Origin of the sequence: Mycolicibacter terrae, from assembly GCF_010727125.1 — a bacterium.
Classification (GTDB): Bacteria; Actinomycetota; Actinomycetes; order Mycobacteriales; family Mycobacteriaceae; genus Mycobacterium; species Mycobacterium terrae.
This window is the reverse complement of sequence record NZ_AP022564.1, coordinates 39,492-54,412: the sequence shown is the minus strand read 5'-3', so window position 1 is coordinate 54,412 and position 14,921 is coordinate 39,492. Positions and strand designations below refer to the sequence as shown.

Genomic DNA, 14,921 nt, shown 5'->3' with positions numbered 1-14,921 from the left:
AGCCTACCCAACGACGGTGCCGTCATCCCAATCGCTGCCGGGCGAAGAACTCCTCCAGTGGTGCAGCACACTCCTGGGCCAGCACCCCGCCGCGGACCTCCGGGCGGTGGTTGAGCCGGCGGTCGCGCACCACGTCCCACAGGGAGCCGACCGCCCCGGTCTTGGGCTCGAAGGCCCCGAACACCAGCCGCGCCACCCGGGCGGCCACCAGCGCCCCCGCGCACATGGTGCACGGCTCCAGGGTGACCGCCAGGGTGGCCCCGGTCAGCCGCCAGCCGTCGCCGAGCACCGCGGCGGCGTCGCGGATCGCCAGCATCTCGGCGTGCGCGGTCGGGTCGCCGAGGGCTTCGCGGGCGTTGGCGGCCCGGGCCAGCACGGTGCCGTCAGGACCGACCACCACCGCACCCACCGGAACATCCCGCGGACCGGCCTGCCCGGCAGCCGTCAATGCGGCGCGGATCAGGTCCTCGTCGGTGGGCGAACCGGTCACCGATGGCGTCGCGGCAACGCCGCCGAGAGCTGCTCGTCGAACCCCATCTCGCTGGCGATCCGGTGCAGTTGCTCGTCGACGGCCAGATCGGACTCGTCGAGGATGACGCCGAGCACCGCGGCCGGCAGCCCGATATCGGACAGCAGGCCCAGATCGCCCTCTTCGAACGGCTCGGAGTCCTCCAGGTCTTCGGCGTCGATGTCGGCGTCCAACTTGTCGAGCACCTCGTCGGCGAGGTCGTAATCCAGCGCGGCCGTCGCATCCGACAGCAGCAACCGGGTGCCGGCCGGCCCCGGGCGGATGATCACGAAGAATTCGTCATCGACGTTGAGCAGACCGAAAACCGCGCCTGCGCTGCGCAACTCACGTAGTTCCGTCTCCGCCGTCGACAGACTGGTCAGTGCCGCGGCACGCATCGACGTGCAACGCCACTTGCCGTCTTCACGCACAACAGCCACCCCGAAGCCGTCCAGCGTATCCGCCGGCCGGCCCTGTGCGGACGCGCCCTGTGCTCCCATGGCCGCCTACGGTAGTCGCCGTTTACGCCCTTGACCAGCGTGTGCCAACCTGGAGAGGTGGTGGCGAGTGCGGTGAAAACTCCGGTGTGCGTATTGGGGCTCGGCCTGATAGGCGGTTCGGTGCTGCGCGCTGCCGCCGCGGCGGGCCGGGTGGCCTTCGGCTACAACCGGTCGGCGGACGGGATGAAGGCCGCGGTCGCCGACGGCTTCGACGCCACCACCGAGCTGGAGACGGCACTGACCCGGGCCGCGGAAACCGGCGCGCTGATCGTGCTGGCCGTCCCGGTGCCGGCGTTGCCGGCGCTGCTGGTCCAGATTCGCCGGCTCGCTCCCGAGTGCCCGCTGACCGACGTCACCAGCGTCAAGCAGCCGGTACTCGACGACGTCACCGCCGCCGGACTGCAGGCCCGCTTCGTCGGCGGGCACCCGATGGCCGGCACCGCGCACTCCGGCTGGCCGGCCGGGCACGCCGAGCTGTTCGAGGGCGCACCCTGGGTGATCAGCGTCGACGACCACGTGGACCCGACGGTGTTCTCGACCGTGCTGGAGCTGATTCTGGACTGCGGCTCGGTCGCGGTGCCGGCCCGCTCCGAGGAGCACGACGCGGCCGCGGCCGCGATCTCGCACCTGCCGCACCTGCTGGCCGAGGCGCTGGCCGTCACCGCCGCGGACGTGCCGCTGGCGTTCGCGCTGGCCGCCGGGTCGTTCCGGGACGGCACCCGGGTCGCCGGGACGGCCCCGGACCTGGTCCGGGCGATGTGCGAGGCCAACTGGCTGCAACTGTTGCCGGTGCTCGAGCGCGCCATCGCGCTGCTGGCCGACGCCCGGGATTCGCTGTCGGCCGCCGATTCGGTCGCCGAACTGGTCACTCACGGGCATGCAGCCCGCACCCGCTACGACAACTTCCCGCGCCACGAGATCGTCACGGTCGTCGTGGGCGAGCGCGACTGGCGCCGGGCCCTGGCCGCCGCCGGCCGGGCCGGCGGGGTGATCAGATCCGCGCTGCCAACCCTGGATAGTCGATGACGAACCCGTCGTCGTCGACGGTGATGGTGGTGCCGGCGGGGTCGGTGCCCGGGGTGAGGATCGTGATGCCGGTCTCGGTGCTGCTGTAGCTGGCAGCCGCGGCGACCACCGACATCTCCGGCAGCCACAGGTAGACCGTCGGAAGGGTGACCGCTGCCGTCCGCTCATGCAGCCGGGCCCGCCGGATCGGCAGCGCGTTGAAGAACGGGCTGAACACCACGTCGACGTCCAACGCCCCGTCATACCCGGCGCGGGACTGGCCGCGGGCGTCGGTGATCAGCCACATGTTCTCTTCGTCGCGGGCGATCACCAACTGGCGGTCGCGTTCGGCGACGGTGACGGTCAGACCCAGCCGCTTGGTGGCCCCGGACTCGTCGGTCTGCAGGTCGTAGTAGGCGCTGAACGCCGGGTGGTTCTCGGTGGCCGCCGCAACGATCCGGCCGTTGGCCCTGACCCGGTTGCCGGACAACTGCACCCGCACCGACTCCATCCGCGGGACGTCGGGCGCCCGCCAGGTCAGGATCGCCGGCCACGAGCCGGACGGGGCTGCGCTCACCGGACCACCGTAAGCGACCGCTCGACGATCCGCAGCCTCATACCCCCAGATGCGGAAACTGACCGGAACTCGTTCATAATCGCGCGCGAAACGGCAAGATAGACCCCATGAGCAGCGAACCCACCGTGCCAGCCGACCCGTCGCGGGGCGAATCCGCTGCACCGCCCGAATCGGCCGGGATGCCGTTCACCCGCGCCGGCGCGCTGTGGAGCGCGTTGATCGCCGGTTTTCTGGTTCTGATCGTGTTGCTGGTGTTCGTCACCCAGAACACCGGACCGGTCGAACTGAGGTTCCTGGCCTGGCAGTGGAGCCTGCCGCTGGGGGTGGCGATCCTGCTGGCGGCGGTCTGCGGCGGGCTGGTCACCGCGCTGGCCGGCACCGCGCGGATCTTCCAGCTGCGCCGCGCCGCCAAGAAGACCCTGGCGGCCAGGCGCTAACCCGCCGCGTCGGAGGCGTCGTTGCCGGGCAACCGCGATTGATTACGCGGCAACAAATCCCAGACGTGCTCGGTGCCGTTGGTCGACGCCACCGCGGCCTGTCCGGATCGGGAGTACAACAACCGCGTGATCGACACGTAGTCGATCGGAAACGACAACAGCCTCCGGGTGCCCAGGATCTGGTGCAGCACCACGTTGATGACGCCGCCGTGGCTGAACACCGCGACCGTGTCGTCGGGGTCGGCGTCGGCCACCACATCGGCGAGGGCGGCGGCCACCCGCGCCACAAACGCGGCCTCGTCGACGTCGGCGGGCAGATGCCCCTGCGCCATCCGGGCCCAGTCCTGCGGCCGCTCGGTGCGCAGTTGCTCGATGGGCAGATAGCCGGCCAGGTCGCGGTCGTACTCGGCGAACCGCTCATCGATGTCGATGGCCAGCTCGCGCTGGGCGGCCAGCGGTTCGGCGGTCTGCACCGCCCGGCGCTGCGGGCTGCTGACCAGCCGGGTGATCGGGTGCCGCGCCAGCGCGTCGGGCAGACGCTGGGCCTGCTGGTGGCCGATCTCGGACAGCTCGGGGTCGGAGCCCTGGCCGTAGTCGCTGCGCAGCGGCAGCGCGTGGCGGATTAGCAGCAACTGCACGCTGCCACCCTAAGGGGCGCACTCGCCCCGGGGTCACGGGGTGACGATGTTGAAACCCGGATCGACGGTGTCGAGCACGCCCCGCAGTTTCGGCCACGCCGACTGATCACCGGTGATGTCCGGTGTCCCGTTGCCCAGCAGCGCCCCCAGCAGCGCCGCCTTGGTGGCCGCGGTGACGGTGGCGTCCGCGCTGTGCGGGTCCGCGGGAACCTTCCGGTGGACCAGCACACCGTTGCGCAGGGTGAGGCGGTAGTTGACGCCGCTGTCGGCGAACGAGACGTCCAGGGCCAGTTCGAGGTTCCAGGCGCGTGGCCCGTCGACCCGGATCGCCAGGCTGTCGAAGAGCTGCTCGGGGCTGAGCTGCGACAGCAGCGCCATCGAGGTGACCTGCACGGGGGTGCCGAACACTCCGCTGCGTAATTCGGTGGCACCGGAGAGGAAGAAGTTGCGCCAGGTGGCGTTCTCCGAGCCGTAGGCCAGTTGCTCGAGCGTGTCGGCGTAGAGCCGACGCGCGCCGGCATGGTCGGTATCGGTGAACACCGCGTGGTCGAGCAGTGTTGCCGCCCAACGGAAATCACCGTCGTCGAACGCTTTCCCGGCCAGCTCGACGACGCGGTCCAGCCCACCCAGGGCCGTTGTATAGCGGGTGGCCAACGCCTCCGGCGGGTGCGGCCACAGCCGGGCCGGGTTACCGTCGAACCAGCCCAGGTAACGCTGGTAGACGGCCTTGACGTTGTGGCTCACCGAGCCGTAATAGCCGCGGGCGTGCCAGGCGCGTTCCAGCGCCGGGGGCAGCAGGAACCGCTCGGCGATCTCGGTCCCGGTGTAGCCCTGGTTCAGCAGCCGCAGCGTCTGATCATGCAGATAGGCGTACAGATCCCGTTGCAGCGCAAGGTATTCCGCGATACGATCGGCACCCCAGATCGGCCAGTGGTGCGAGGCGAAGACGACGTCGGATCGCCCGGCGAAAGTGTCGATGGCCTCGGTGAGGTACCCCGCCCAGGCACGTGGGTCGCGCACCAGCGCGCCGCGCAGCGTCAGCAGATTGTGCTGGGTGTGGGTGGCGTTCTCGGCCATGCACAACGCCCGCAATTGCGGGAAGTAGAAATGCATCTCGGCCGGCGCCTCGCTGCCGGGGGCCATCTGGAACTCGATGCGCACCCCGTCGACGACATGGGTCTCACCGGTGTGGGAGATGGTGACGGTCGGGACGATGACGGCCACCTCCCCGGTCGAGGTGTTCTGGCCCAGCCCGCAGCCGACCTGCCCGTAGGGGCCCCGCGCCAGCATGGTGCCGTACATGTAGCCGGCGCGCCGCAGCATCGCGGTGCCGGCATAGACGTTTTCGGCCACCACATGGTCGATGAAGCCCTCCGGGGCGATGACGGCGACCCGCCCGGCGTCGACGTCGGCCTGCGAGGTGACGCCCAGCACGCCACCGAAATGATCGACGTGACTGTGCGTGTAGATGACCGCGGTGACGGGGCGGTCACCGCCGCGGTGGGCGCGGTAGAGCCCCAGCGCGGCCGCGGCGACCTCGGTGCAGATCAGCGGATCGATGACGATGACGCCGGTGTCGCCCTCGACGAAGGTGACGTTGGAGATGTCGAGGCCGCGGACCTGGTAGATACCCGCGACGACTTCGTAGAGGCCCTGCTTGGCCGCCAGCTGGGATTGGCGCCACAGGGCGGGGTGCACCGAGGTCGGGGGGTCACCGGCCAGAAAGCCGTAGCTGTCGTTGTCCCACACCACGTGGCCGTCGTCGGCGGTGATGACGCACGGCTCCAGCGCGGCGAGGAAACCCCGGTCGGCATCCTCGAAATCCGTTGTGTCCCCGAAGGGCAGCGTGGTCAGGTGCTCGTGGTGCGCGGCCTCGACCGCCGCGCTGACCGGCCGGTGCTCCATGGCAACCAGAGTGCCACTGATCCGGGCGGCGCGGCGGGAGTTGACCCGGTCAGTGGCGGCCCCGATGCCTCTGCAACGGGTTCAGCGCGCCCAGTACGTCGCGCAATCGCGTCCACCACGATCTGCCGGCGACCCGGTCCTGCGCCTCGGCCGCCTCCGCGGCGTAGTCCTGAATGGATTCGTCGCCTTCTTCGGCACGCATGGGTGCTCACTCCTCCGGTGGGTCCTGGGGCACCAGCCGCTCCGGTGTTTCTTCGGGCGCCAGCCGTTCCGGTGGGTCCGCGGGCACCAGTCGTTCCGGGGGATCGTCGGGAACCCGCCGGTGGGGTGGTTCTTCCGGTGTGCCCGGTTCGGGTGGCATCTCGGGATTCATTGGCTTCGCCTACCCCTCCTGCGGGTCGGGCAAACCCCGTCAGCGGGGCAGCCGGACGGTGAACTCGGTGTGGCCGGGCGCGCTGGTCACCCCGATCGTTCCGCGGTGGGCCCGCACCACCGCCGAGGCGATCGCCAGCCCCAGCCCGGTGCTGCCGCCCTTGCGGGACCGGGAGGTGTCACCGCGGGCGAACCGCTCGAAGATCTCCGGCTGGAACTCGTTCGGAATCCCGGGGCCGTCGTCGGTCACGGTCAGCACCGCCTCGGCGCCCTCGACACCCAGGCGGACCCGCACCACGGTTCCCGCGCCGGTGTGCACCCGGGCGTTGGTGAGCAGGTTGGTCAGCACCTGGTGCAGCCGGGCGGCGTCGCCGGGCACCGTGACCGGTTCCTCGGGCAGGTCAAGCTGCCACTGGTGGTCGGGGCCGCCGATGTGGGCGTCGCTGACCGCGTCGACCGCCAGTCGCGACAGGTCCACCGTCTCGTGTTCCAGCGGGCGGCCGGAATCCAGCCGCGCCAACAGCAACAGGTCCTCGACCAGTCGCGTCATCCGCTCGGTTTCGGACTGCACCCGGCTCAAGGCGTGCTCCAGGGCTTCGGAGTCCGCCCCGTTGGATACTGGAATGCGTTGGGCCAGTTCGGTGTAACCACGAATCGCGGTCAGCGGGGTGCGCAACTCATGGCTGGCGTCCGCAACGAACTGGCGCACCCGGGTCTCGCTGGCCTGTCGTGTCGACAGCGCGGTGGAGATGTGGTCGAGCATCCGGTTGACCGCGGCGCCCAGTTGCCCCACCTCGGTGCGCGGGTTGGTGTCGGATTCGGCGACCCGCACCGGCAGCGTCGCCTCCCCGCGATCCAACGGAAGGTCGGCAACCTCGCCGGCGGTCTGCGCAACGCGGCGCAGCGGCGCCAGCGCCCGCCGGGTGACGACACTGCCGGCCGTGGCCGCGGCGGCCACCGCGACCAGGGTGACCAGCCCGAAGATGAGCAGTACCCGCACCATGGTGGCGTCCACGCCTGCCAGCGGCAGCCCGGTGATGATGGTCTCCTCACCGTGGCGGGCGGCCGTCGCGACCAGCCGGTAGCGGCCGACACCGTCCAGTCGTCGGGTGACCGGCGCGGGCTCGGCGGAGATGTCGGCCAATTGCGTTGTGGCCGAAGGACTCAGATCCTCACGCAGGCCCGATGTGCTCAGGCATCCGGCATCGACGACCCTGCCCTCGCCGTCCCACGCGCCCACCACCGCACCGACCATGCCGACCGGCTGACCGGGCGCGTCGAGGAAGTCCGGCCCCGGGCCCGGCCGGGGGCGGTGGCGGCGGTGCCACGCCGGCGGCGGCGGTTGGCCGTGCAGCCGCGCCGAACGGCGCGCGGCGTCGTGAAGTTGGTGGTCGAGCTGGCTGACCAGGTACTGGTAGAGCGCCAGCTCCGTCACCGCGCCGATACCCAGGCAGGCCACCGTCAGCAACGCGATCTGACCGGCCAGCAACCGCGCCCGCAGCGACCAGCCCCGGGTACCGGCCGGCAGCGATTTACCCCGCCGGCTTGAGCACATAACCGGCGCCGCGCAACGTGTGGATCATCGGTTCTCGACCGTTGTCGATCTTCTTGCGCAGGTAGGAGATGTAGAGCTCGACGATGTTGGCCCGGCCCCCGAAGTCGTAGTCCCATACCCGGTCCAGGATCTGCGCCTTGGACAGCACCCGCCTGGCGTTGTGCATCAGGTAACGTAGCAGCTCGAATTCGGTGGAGGTCAACGTGACCGGATCACCTCCGCGGGTGACCTCGTGGGAGTCCTCGTCGAGAACCAAGTCGCCCACCACGATCTGGGCTCCGCTGTCGGCGGTGCTCACACCGGTGCGGCGCAGCAGCGCCCGCAGCCGCAACACCACCTCTTCGATGCTGAAGGGTTTGGTGACGTAGTCGTCGCCGCCGGCGGTCAGCCCCGCGATGCGGTCCTCCAGCGCGTCCTTGGCGGTCAGGAACAGCACCGGTAGCCGCGGGTTGATCTCACGCAGCTTGCGCAGTACGTCCAGCCCGCTCATGTCGGGCAGCATCACGTCGAGCACCACCACGTCGGGACGTTCGGCCTTCGCGGCGGCAATCGCCGAGGCGCCGTCGCCCGCGGTCGCAGCGGTCCAGCCCTCGTAGCGCAGCGCCATCGACACCATTTCGGCCAGCACCGTCTCGTCGTCGACCACCAGCACGGTGATCGGCTTGCCGTCGGCGCGCGCCATCACGACACGTTCCACCGATCCACGTGACGCAGTCATCGCATTCCAGTATGTCGCCGGTGATGTGCCTTCGGTGTATCGACACTATGACCGCGCTGTGAACCGATATCGTCACCTCATGCCCCGCACTCCGCAGGAGATCTTCGACCACCACCTCCACGCGCTGGTCGCCCGCAACGTCGACGAACTGCTCGTCGACTACGACGACGACTCGGTGCTGATCACCGCCGCCGGTGTGGCGCAGGGCCGCGACGGCATCAGGGCCGCGTTCAGCCAGCTGTCCGACGCGCTGGCCTCCGCGGTGTTCGACATCAAGTCGAAGACCTACCACGGCGAGATCCTGCTGCTGGAGTGGACCCTCGACTCGCCGGGTTTCCAGGTCGACGGCGTGGACACCTTCGTGTTCGGCGACGACTCGATCCGGGTCCAGACCATCTCCCAGCTGGCACGCCCCAAGGGCTGACCGACGAATGGACCTGGCACCGGTAGCGCAATGGATGTCCGACCAGGGCCTCGGCGAGGGCCCGCTGGCGGACATCACCGAATTGTCGGGCGGGACCCAGAACGTGATGCTGCGGTTCACCCGATCCGATCGCAGCTATGTGCTGCGGCGCGGCCCGCTGCACCTGCGTCCGCGTAGCAATGCGGTGATGCTGCGCGAGACCCGGGTGCTCGCGGCACTGGCCGACACCGACGTGCCGCACCCGCGATTGATCGCCACCTGCGCGGACCCGGCGGTGCTCGGTGACGCGGTGTTCTATCTCATGGAGCCGGTCGACGGGTTCAACGCCGGTGAGGAGCTGCCCGCCCTGCACGCCGGCGACCCGGCGGTGCGCTACGAGATGGGCCTGTCGATGGCCGACGCGCTGGCCAAGCTCGGGGCCGTCGACCACGTCGCGGTGGGGCTGGCCGACTACGGCAAACCGGACGGATTCCTGGAACGCCAAGTGCCGCGCTGGCTTTCGGAGTTGGACTCCTACCGCCAGTTCGAGAACTACCCGGGCCCCGACCTGCCCGGCGTCGACGACGTCGCCTCGTGGCTGCAGCGCAACATCCCGGCGTCCTGGCAGCCCGGCATCCTGCACGGCGACTACCACGTGGCCAACGTGATGTTCTCCCGCACCGGACCGCAGTTGGCGGCAATCCTGGACTGGGAGATGTCCACGATCGGGGATCCGCTGCTGGACCTGGGCTGGCTGTTGGCCACCTGGCGGCAGGACGACGGCTCCAGCGTGTTCGGCCACACCCTGACCGGCATGGACGGGCTGGCCTCGACCGGTGACCTGTTGGAGCGCTACGCCGCGAGCAGCTCCCGAGACCTCTCGCACATCGGCTGGTATCAGGTGCTGGCCTGTTTCAAGCTGGCCATCGTGATCGAGGGAACGCTGGCCCGGGCGTCGGCGGGCAAGGCGCAGAAGGAAGTCGGCGATCAGTTGCACGAAGCGGCGGTGTGGCTGTTCCAACGCGCGCTGACGATGCTGGACGGCTGAGTCGTGACCGAACGCCTCGAGGAGATCGACCGGATCGTCGCGGCCGACACGCCGCGGCTGATCGAGGTGTTCAAGGATCTGCACCGCAACCCCGAGCTGGGCTTCGCCGAGGTGCGCACCGCGGGGATCGTCGCGCAGGCGCTGACCGATCTCGGCTTCACCGTCACGACCGGGATCGGCCAGACCGGTGTGGTGGCCGTCCTGGAGCGCGGCCGCGGGCCGGTGGTGATGTACCGGGCCGACATGGACGCGCTGGCGGTACACGAAACCAGTGGCCTGGACTGGGCCAGCCACGACCCGGCGCTCGGGCACGTGTGCGGTCACGACGCGCACGTCACCTGGATGCTCGGGATGGCCAAGGTGCTCGCCGAGAGCACGTGGTCGGGCACCGCGGTGCTGATCGGCCAACCGGCCGAAGAGCTGATCTCCGGTGCCCAGGCCATGGTCGACGACGGGCTCTATGCCGTTGCGCCGCCGCCGGACTCGTTCGTCGCGCTGCACACCGCGCCGGTCCCGGTGGGGATGGTGGCCGCCGTCGCCGGTGAGCGGCTGGCCGGCACCGACCAACTCGACATCGTGTTCCACGGCGTCGGCGGACATGGCTCGATGCCGCAGCTGGCCAAGGATCCGGTGCTGATGGCCGCCCAGGCCGTCGTGGGTTTCCAGAGCATCATCAGCCGCACCATCGCGCCGGACGATACCGCGGTGCTGACCGTCAGCTCGATCCAGGCCGGCTCCGCCTACAACGTCATCCCGGACCGGGCACTGCTGAAAGTCAACCTGCGCTGGTTCAACCCGCAGGTACGCGAGCAACTGCTCACCGGCATCCGGGCGATCAGCGAGGGCATCGCCCGCAGCGTCGGGATGCCCGACGAGCTGATGCCGGTGATCACGATGGCCGGCGGCTCCACTCCCCTGGTCAACGACGCGGCCCTGACCGCCCGGCTGGCCGCCACGCTGCGCGGTGTGCTCGGTGAGCCCAACGTCATCACCGACCTGCCCGCGGTCACCGGGTCGGAGGACTGCCACCTGCTCAAGGGCCCGCATCACGACATCCCGCTGGCCTACCTGATGGTCGGGGTGGCCGACCCGCAGGTGTACGCCGACGCCGCCGCACAGGGCAGGTTGTTCCCCTACTCCCCGCACTCCCCCGACTACGTCGTCGACCTCGCGGCGATCCCGTTGGGCGCCCGAATCGCGGGCCGCGCGATGCTGGAACTCCTGGGCGCCGGGTAGGGTGAGGAGCGATTTTCGCACCATTGTTCTGGCTGTATGGTTGTGCAGTCTACGAAGCCGAGCTAAGGTTTATTGCTGTGGACGATCGTCACAAAGACCCAACCGTAGTGCTGCCCTATCTCGTCGGCAGGCCGCTCGGAGCGACCGAGGTCTACGAGGCATTCGGATACCGCAAGTCGGCCTACTACAAGGCGGCCCATGAGGGCCGACTGATCAGCGCCGACAATCTGATCCGAGTCGCCCGATACTTCGGGTTGAACCCCGTCGACCTTCAGGTCCGGTTCGGACTGATCGAGCACGCCGCCGTCACGGAATATCTGGAATCATCCTCGCGGCCACTGCGGCTCGGTGATCTCAAAGCGGATCTGGACAAACCGCCGGTCTGAACGGACCATCGGGCAGTAACGTCGACGCATGACGTCGGTCTTCATCGGCGCCACCGTGTTCGTGGCGCTCTACAGCTTGTGGGTGCGCCGCGACACGTGGTGGTCACGCTGGGAGATCGGCATCACCCTGGCCATCGCGCTGGAGACCATTGCTCTGCTGCTGATGTCGCCATGGGCGGCCGAAACACTCGGGCCGTGGGTACAGCGCGCCACGCGGATGTGGAACCTGCACCAGCTGATCGGCCACATCTGCTTCGTGATCGCGGTCGCGGCCAACATCTACCACGTGCTGCCGCGCTTGGCCGACTTCGACCGGATCCGGCCGTTGTTCCGCAGGCACGTGGAGTGGCCGGTGGGGATCGGCATCGTGGCAATGGTGGCGGTGTTCGTCATCGCCGATGCGGGCTACCGTCCGGACGGTTTCTCGACGAGCGGAGGTGGCGGCACCTGGGCGAGTGTGTACTGGGTGTTGTTCTGCGGCCTACTGATCTTCCTGTCCAGCTACGCGACGCGGCTGCTGCTGTTGGTGCGTTCCGATCCACGCGCCAAGGAGACCGTGGAGCTCTACACCGCCTCCTCGGCGTTCGCGCTGGCGGCCTTGGTGGCGCAGCTGAGCACCACCTGGTCCAAATCCGACGTGAGCACACTGGTCTGGTTGTGCGTGTGCGTTTCGGTGACCATCTTCGCCTACGGCTCGGCCCGCTCGTGGAAAGCGAAGGCGGCATGGTTCGTCCCCCGCGGTCGATCGATCAAGGAGTCCAACCCCCCGCAAGCGCTGTCGTAAGACTGCGCGATGACGTCGGTACTCATCGTCGCCACACTGGCGCTGATCACCTACAGCTCGTGGGTTCGCCGGGACACCTGGTGGTCACGCTGGGAGGCCGCCGCCTCGCTCGCGCTGGTGTTGGAAGGCTGTGCGCTGCTGTTGATGTCGCCGTGGGGCGCCACCGCGATCGGCCCGATCCTGCACCGCGGGCTGGGCGTGTGGAACGTACAACAGATGCTCGGCCACCTGTGCCTGATCATGGCCATCCTGGCCAACATCTACCACATGCTGGTGCGGCTCGCCGATCCTGATCAGGTGCGCTCGATCATGCGCCGCCAGCTGATAATCCCGGTATGGTTCGGCATCACGCTGATGGTGCCCTCCTACCTACTGGCCGACCAGGAGTACCGCCCGGACATGTTCGCCGCCGCAACCACCTCTGCCTGGCTCATCGTCTATGAGCTGGTGGGCTGCGCCGTGGTGCTCTACCTCAGCGGCTACGTGAGCCGGCTGATGCTGATCCTGCGGAAAGATCCGCGGGCCAAAGCCACCATCGACCTCTTCCTGGTGTCGATGGCGTTCGCCGCCGCGGCCTGTCTGGTCGTGATCGGCTCGACATGGGGTGGTGGGGACCACGCCAGTCCGGTGATCTGGGCGTGCGTCTGCCTGGCGGTGGGGACCTTCGCGTTCGGGTCGGCGCGATCCTGGCAGGCGAAGAGCGCATGGTTTACCTCGGGGGGCGGCAGGGCAATCGGTGCGCAATGACGTCGGCATTCATCACCGCCACCCTCGCGGTGATCCTCTACAGCCTGTGGGTGCGACGGGACACCTGGTGGTCACGCTGGGAATCCGCCGCCACCTTCGCCATCGCCATGGAGGGCTGTGCACTGGTGCTGCTGTCGCCGCGGGTCGGCGCCGAGCTCAGCCCGCTGCTGCACCGGTGGCTGGGAATGTGGAACGTCCAGCATCTGGTCGGCGGCCTGTGCCTGATCGTGGCGGTGATCGCGAACATCTATCACATGCTGGTGCGACTGGCCGATCCCGATCAGGTGCGGCCGCTCATGCGCCGGCACCTGCAGCTGCCGGTGGGGCTGGGCGTGCTGGTGCTGCTGATCAGCTTCGTCAGGATCGAACGGGGCCATGAGCCCGATCTGTTCGCCGGCCTGACCGGAGATGCGTGGCTGACCGCCTTCGAGGTGGCCGCATGCTGGATCGTGCTCTACCTGAGCGGCTACGTCGGCCGGCTGATGCTGGTCCTGCGGCACGACCCCCGGGCCAGGAGGACGGTCAACCTGTATCTGGCGTCGATGTTGTTCACGGTGCTGGCCTGCCTGATCGCGATCGTCTCGATCTGGGTCGGCGGCTACGCCGGGCCGGCGATCTGGGCCTGCATCTGCTTGTCCGTGGCGATCTTCGCCTACGGGCTGGCGCGATCCTGGCAGGCCAAAACCGCCTGGTTCTCGCCGGACCCCTCTCGCCGCGGCGGGAACTCGCCGAGCGAGCGGGAGAATTCCTGAGTGCGCCCGAAGGGATTCGAACCCCCAACCTTCTGATCCGTAGTCAGATGCTCTATCCGTTGAGCTACGGGCGCCTGTCTTCAGTTGTCGGACGAGCAAGCTCGACCGTGGCGGAGGCGAGAGGATTTGAACCTCCGGTCCCCGGTAAGAGGACAACTCATTAGCAGTGAGTCCCATTCGGCCGCTCTGGCACGCCTCCTCGAACTCGTTGAGGGTACCGGATCGCTACCCCGGCTTCGAATCCGCGGGTTCATGCGGCTGAGAAGCGAGCCACCGGCGCACATATGCTGTGGTCCGTGACCGCCCGCCTGCGCCCCGAGATCGCCGCATTGCCGGCCTACGTCGAGGGCAAGACGGTTCCGGGCTCGATCAAGCTGGCCAGCAACGAGACGGTGCTGCCGCCGCTGCCCAGCGTGGTCAAGGCCGTCGAAGCCGCCCTGGCCGGAACCAACCGCTACCCGGACAACGGCTACGCCGCGCTGCGGTCCCGACTGGCCGAACACGTCGGGTTCGCCCCGGAGAACGTCGCCGCGGGCGCCGGGTCGGTGAGCCTGTGTCAGCAGTTGATCCAGATCAGCACCGGCGCCGGCGACGAGGTGGTGTTCGGCTGGCGCAGCTTCGAGATCTACCCGCTGCAGGTGCGCACCGCCGGCGCCGTGCCCGTGCAGGTGCCGCTGCAGGCGCACACCTACGACCTGGACGCAATGCTCGCCGCCATCACCGACCGCACCCGGCTGATCTTCGTCTGCAACCCGAACAATCCCACCTCCACCGTCGTCGAGCCCGACGCGCTGGCGCGGTTCGTCGCGGCGGTGCCGCCACACATCCTGGTCGGCATCGACGAGGCGTATGTGGAGTACACCCGCGACGGAATGATCCCCGACAGCTTGGGATTGGTGCGCAAACACTCCAATGTGGTTGTGCTGCGGACATTTTCGAAGGCCTACGGGTTGGCCGGGCTGCGGCTGGGCTATGCGGTCGGGGATCCGGAGCTCATCACCGCACTGGGCAAGGTCTACGTGCCGTTCACGGTGTCCACCGTGGCGCAGGTCGCCGGGATCGCTTCGATGGATGCCGCCGACGAACTGCTGGCCCGCACCGACGCGGTGGTCGCCGAGCGGGTCCGGGTCTCCGCGGCGCTGCGTGACGCCGGGTTCGAGCTGCCGGATTCGCAGGCCAACTACGTGTGGTTGCCGCTGGCGCAGCGCACCGCGGACTTCGTGGCCGCAGCCGCCGAGGCCCGCATCGTGGTGCGCCCGTACGGCACCGACGGGGTGCGGGTGACCATCGGCGCGCCGGAGGAGAACGACGCGCTGTTACGGTTCGCTCAGGGCTGGATCTGAGGAGGAT

General features: G+C 69.0%; 19 protein-coding genes and 2 tRNA genes. 10 read left to right on the top strand and 11 right to left on the bottom strand.

The window, feature by feature from the left end:
- Positions 1–22: 22 nt before the first annotated feature.
- Together G6N23_RS00320 and G6N23_RS00315 are read right to left on the bottom strand one after the other, a co-directional pair.
- On the bottom strand, positions 23–490 hold the full coding sequence (locus tag G6N23_RS00320) for a nucleoside deaminase (RefSeq protein WP_085259973.1): 468 nt from the start codon (positions 488–490) through the stop codon (positions 23–25).
- The gene (locus G6N23_RS00315) at positions 487–1,008 is read right to left on the bottom strand and encodes a tRNA adenosine deaminase-associated protein (protein ID WP_085259974.1); all 522 of its coding nucleotides are present in this window, start codon (positions 1,006–1,008) and stop codon (positions 487–489) included. The genes G6N23_RS00320 and G6N23_RS00315 overlap by 4 nt, the downstream gene beginning before the upstream one ends.
- Positions 1,009–1,092: 84 nt before the next feature.
- Here G6N23_RS00315 and G6N23_RS00310 point away from each other — a divergent pair, with 84 nt between their 5' ends.
- Positions 1,093–2,034 carry a prephenate dehydrogenase gene (locus G6N23_RS00310; protein ID WP_234808540.1) on the top strand — a complete coding sequence of 314 codons (942 nt, stop codon included), beginning with the start codon at positions 1,093–1,095 and terminating at the stop codon, positions 2,032–2,034.
- Here G6N23_RS00310 and G6N23_RS00305 read toward each other — a convergent pair.
- The gene (locus G6N23_RS00305; RefSeq protein WP_085259976.1) at positions 2,000–2,590 is read right to left on the bottom strand and encodes a putative glycolipid-binding domain-containing protein; all 591 of its coding nucleotides are present in this window, start codon (positions 2,588–2,590) and stop codon (positions 2,000–2,002) included. The two genes, G6N23_RS00310 and G6N23_RS00305, sit on opposite strands and share 35 nt — an antisense overlap.
- Positions 2,591–2,697: 107 nt before the next feature.
- Between G6N23_RS00305 and G6N23_RS00300 the strand changes: the two genes are divergently transcribed.
- On the top strand, positions 2,698–3,027 hold the full coding sequence (locus G6N23_RS00300; RefSeq protein ID WP_085259977.1) for a LapA family protein: 330 nt from the start codon (positions 2,698–2,700) through the stop codon (positions 3,025–3,027).
- On the opposite strand, the gene G6N23_RS00295 is transcribed toward G6N23_RS00300, so the two are convergent.
- Genes G6N23_RS00295 through G6N23_RS00270 form a run of 6 tightly spaced genes read right to left on the bottom strand, consistent with a single transcriptional unit; the run spans position 3,024 to position 8,179 of the window.
- Positions 3,024–3,665 (bottom strand): histidine phosphatase family protein, encoded by a 642-nt coding sequence (locus tag G6N23_RS00295; protein WP_085259978.1) that lies wholly within the window; start codon positions 3,663–3,665, stop codon positions 3,024–3,026. The genes G6N23_RS00300 and G6N23_RS00295 overlap by 4 nt on opposite strands.
- A gap of 33 nt (positions 3,666–3,698) precedes the next feature.
- Complete coding sequence (locus G6N23_RS00290) at positions 3,699–5,570, bottom strand: alkyl/aryl-sulfatase (protein WP_085259979.1); 1,872 nt, start codon at positions 5,568–5,570, stop codon at positions 3,699–3,701.
- 49 nt (positions 5,571–5,619) lie between these two features.
- Entirely contained in the window at positions 5,620–5,772 is a 153-nt protein-coding gene (locus G6N23_RS00285; RefSeq protein ID WP_157997553.1) for a hypothetical protein, read from the bottom strand.
- A gap of 6 nt (positions 5,773–5,778) precedes the next feature.
- Positions 5,779–5,931 (bottom strand): hypothetical protein, encoded by a 153-nt coding sequence (locus tag G6N23_RS00280; RefSeq protein ID WP_162291743.1) that lies wholly within the window; start codon positions 5,929–5,931, stop codon positions 5,779–5,781.
- Between the two features lie 51 nt (positions 5,932–5,982).
- The gene (locus G6N23_RS00275) at positions 5,983–7,497 is read right to left on the bottom strand and encodes a sensor histidine kinase (RefSeq protein ID WP_085259980.1); all 1,515 of its coding nucleotides are present in this window, start codon (positions 7,495–7,497) and stop codon (positions 5,983–5,985) included.
- Complete coding sequence (locus G6N23_RS00270; protein ID WP_085259981.1) at positions 7,475–8,179, bottom strand: response regulator transcription factor; 705 nt, start codon at positions 8,177–8,179, stop codon at positions 7,475–7,477. The genes G6N23_RS00275 and G6N23_RS00270 overlap by 23 nt, the downstream gene beginning before the upstream one ends.
- Before the next feature lie 115 nt (positions 8,180–8,294).
- On the opposite strand from G6N23_RS00270, the gene G6N23_RS00265 reads away from it, so the two are divergent.
- The 7 genes from G6N23_RS00265 (at position 8,295) to G6N23_RS00235 (ending at position 13,571) form a co-directional block, all read left to right on the top strand.
- Positions 8,295–8,639, top strand: coding sequence for a nuclear transport factor 2 family protein (locus G6N23_RS00265; RefSeq protein ID WP_085260169.1), 345 nt, complete (start codon positions 8,295–8,297; stop codon positions 8,637–8,639).
- A gap of 7 nt (positions 8,640–8,646) precedes the next feature.
- The gene (locus G6N23_RS00260; RefSeq protein WP_085259982.1) at positions 8,647–9,666 is read left to right on the top strand and encodes a phosphotransferase family protein; all 1,020 of its coding nucleotides are present in this window, start codon (positions 8,647–8,649) and stop codon (positions 9,664–9,666) included.
- Between the two features lie 3 nt (positions 9,667–9,669).
- Positions 9,670–10,902: an amidohydrolase gene (locus G6N23_RS00255; protein ID WP_085259983.1), complete on the top strand. Its 1,233-nt coding sequence runs from the start codon at positions 9,670–9,672 to the stop codon at positions 10,900–10,902.
- 77 nt (positions 10,903–10,979) lie between these two features.
- Positions 10,980–11,288 carry a hypothetical protein gene (locus G6N23_RS00250; protein ID WP_085259984.1) on the top strand — a complete coding sequence of 103 codons (309 nt, stop codon included), beginning with the start codon at positions 10,980–10,982 and terminating at the stop codon, positions 11,286–11,288.
- Between the two features lie 28 nt (positions 11,289–11,316).
- Positions 11,317–12,072: a hypothetical protein gene (locus tag G6N23_RS00245; RefSeq protein ID WP_085259985.1), complete on the top strand. Its 756-nt coding sequence runs from the start codon at positions 11,317–11,319 to the stop codon at positions 12,070–12,072.
- Between the two features lie 9 nt (positions 12,073–12,081).
- Positions 12,082–12,819 carry a hypothetical protein gene (locus tag G6N23_RS00240; protein WP_085259986.1) on the top strand — a complete coding sequence of 246 codons (738 nt, stop codon included), beginning with the start codon at positions 12,082–12,084 and terminating at the stop codon, positions 12,817–12,819.
- Entirely contained in the window at positions 12,816–13,571 is a 756-nt protein-coding gene (locus G6N23_RS00235; RefSeq protein ID WP_085259987.1) for a hypothetical protein, read from the top strand. The genes G6N23_RS00240 and G6N23_RS00235 overlap by 4 nt, the downstream gene beginning before the upstream one ends.
- A gap of 1 nt (position 13,572) precedes the next feature.
- On the opposite strand, the gene G6N23_RS00230 is transcribed toward G6N23_RS00235, so the two are convergent.
- Positions 13,573–13,645 (bottom strand) — tRNA-Arg (locus G6N23_RS00230).
- Positions 13,646–13,679: 34 nt separating this feature from the next.
- A tRNA-Ser gene (locus G6N23_RS00225) sits at positions 13,680–13,770 on the bottom strand.
- A 97-nt stretch (positions 13,771–13,867) separates the two neighbouring features.
- On the opposite strand from G6N23_RS00225, the gene hisC reads away from it, so the two are divergent.
- On the top strand, positions 13,868–14,914 hold the full coding sequence (hisC, locus tag G6N23_RS00220; RefSeq protein ID WP_085260170.1) for a histidinol-phosphate transaminase: 1,047 nt from the start codon (positions 13,868–13,870) through the stop codon (positions 14,912–14,914).
- Positions 14,915–14,921: the final 7 nt, after the last annotated feature.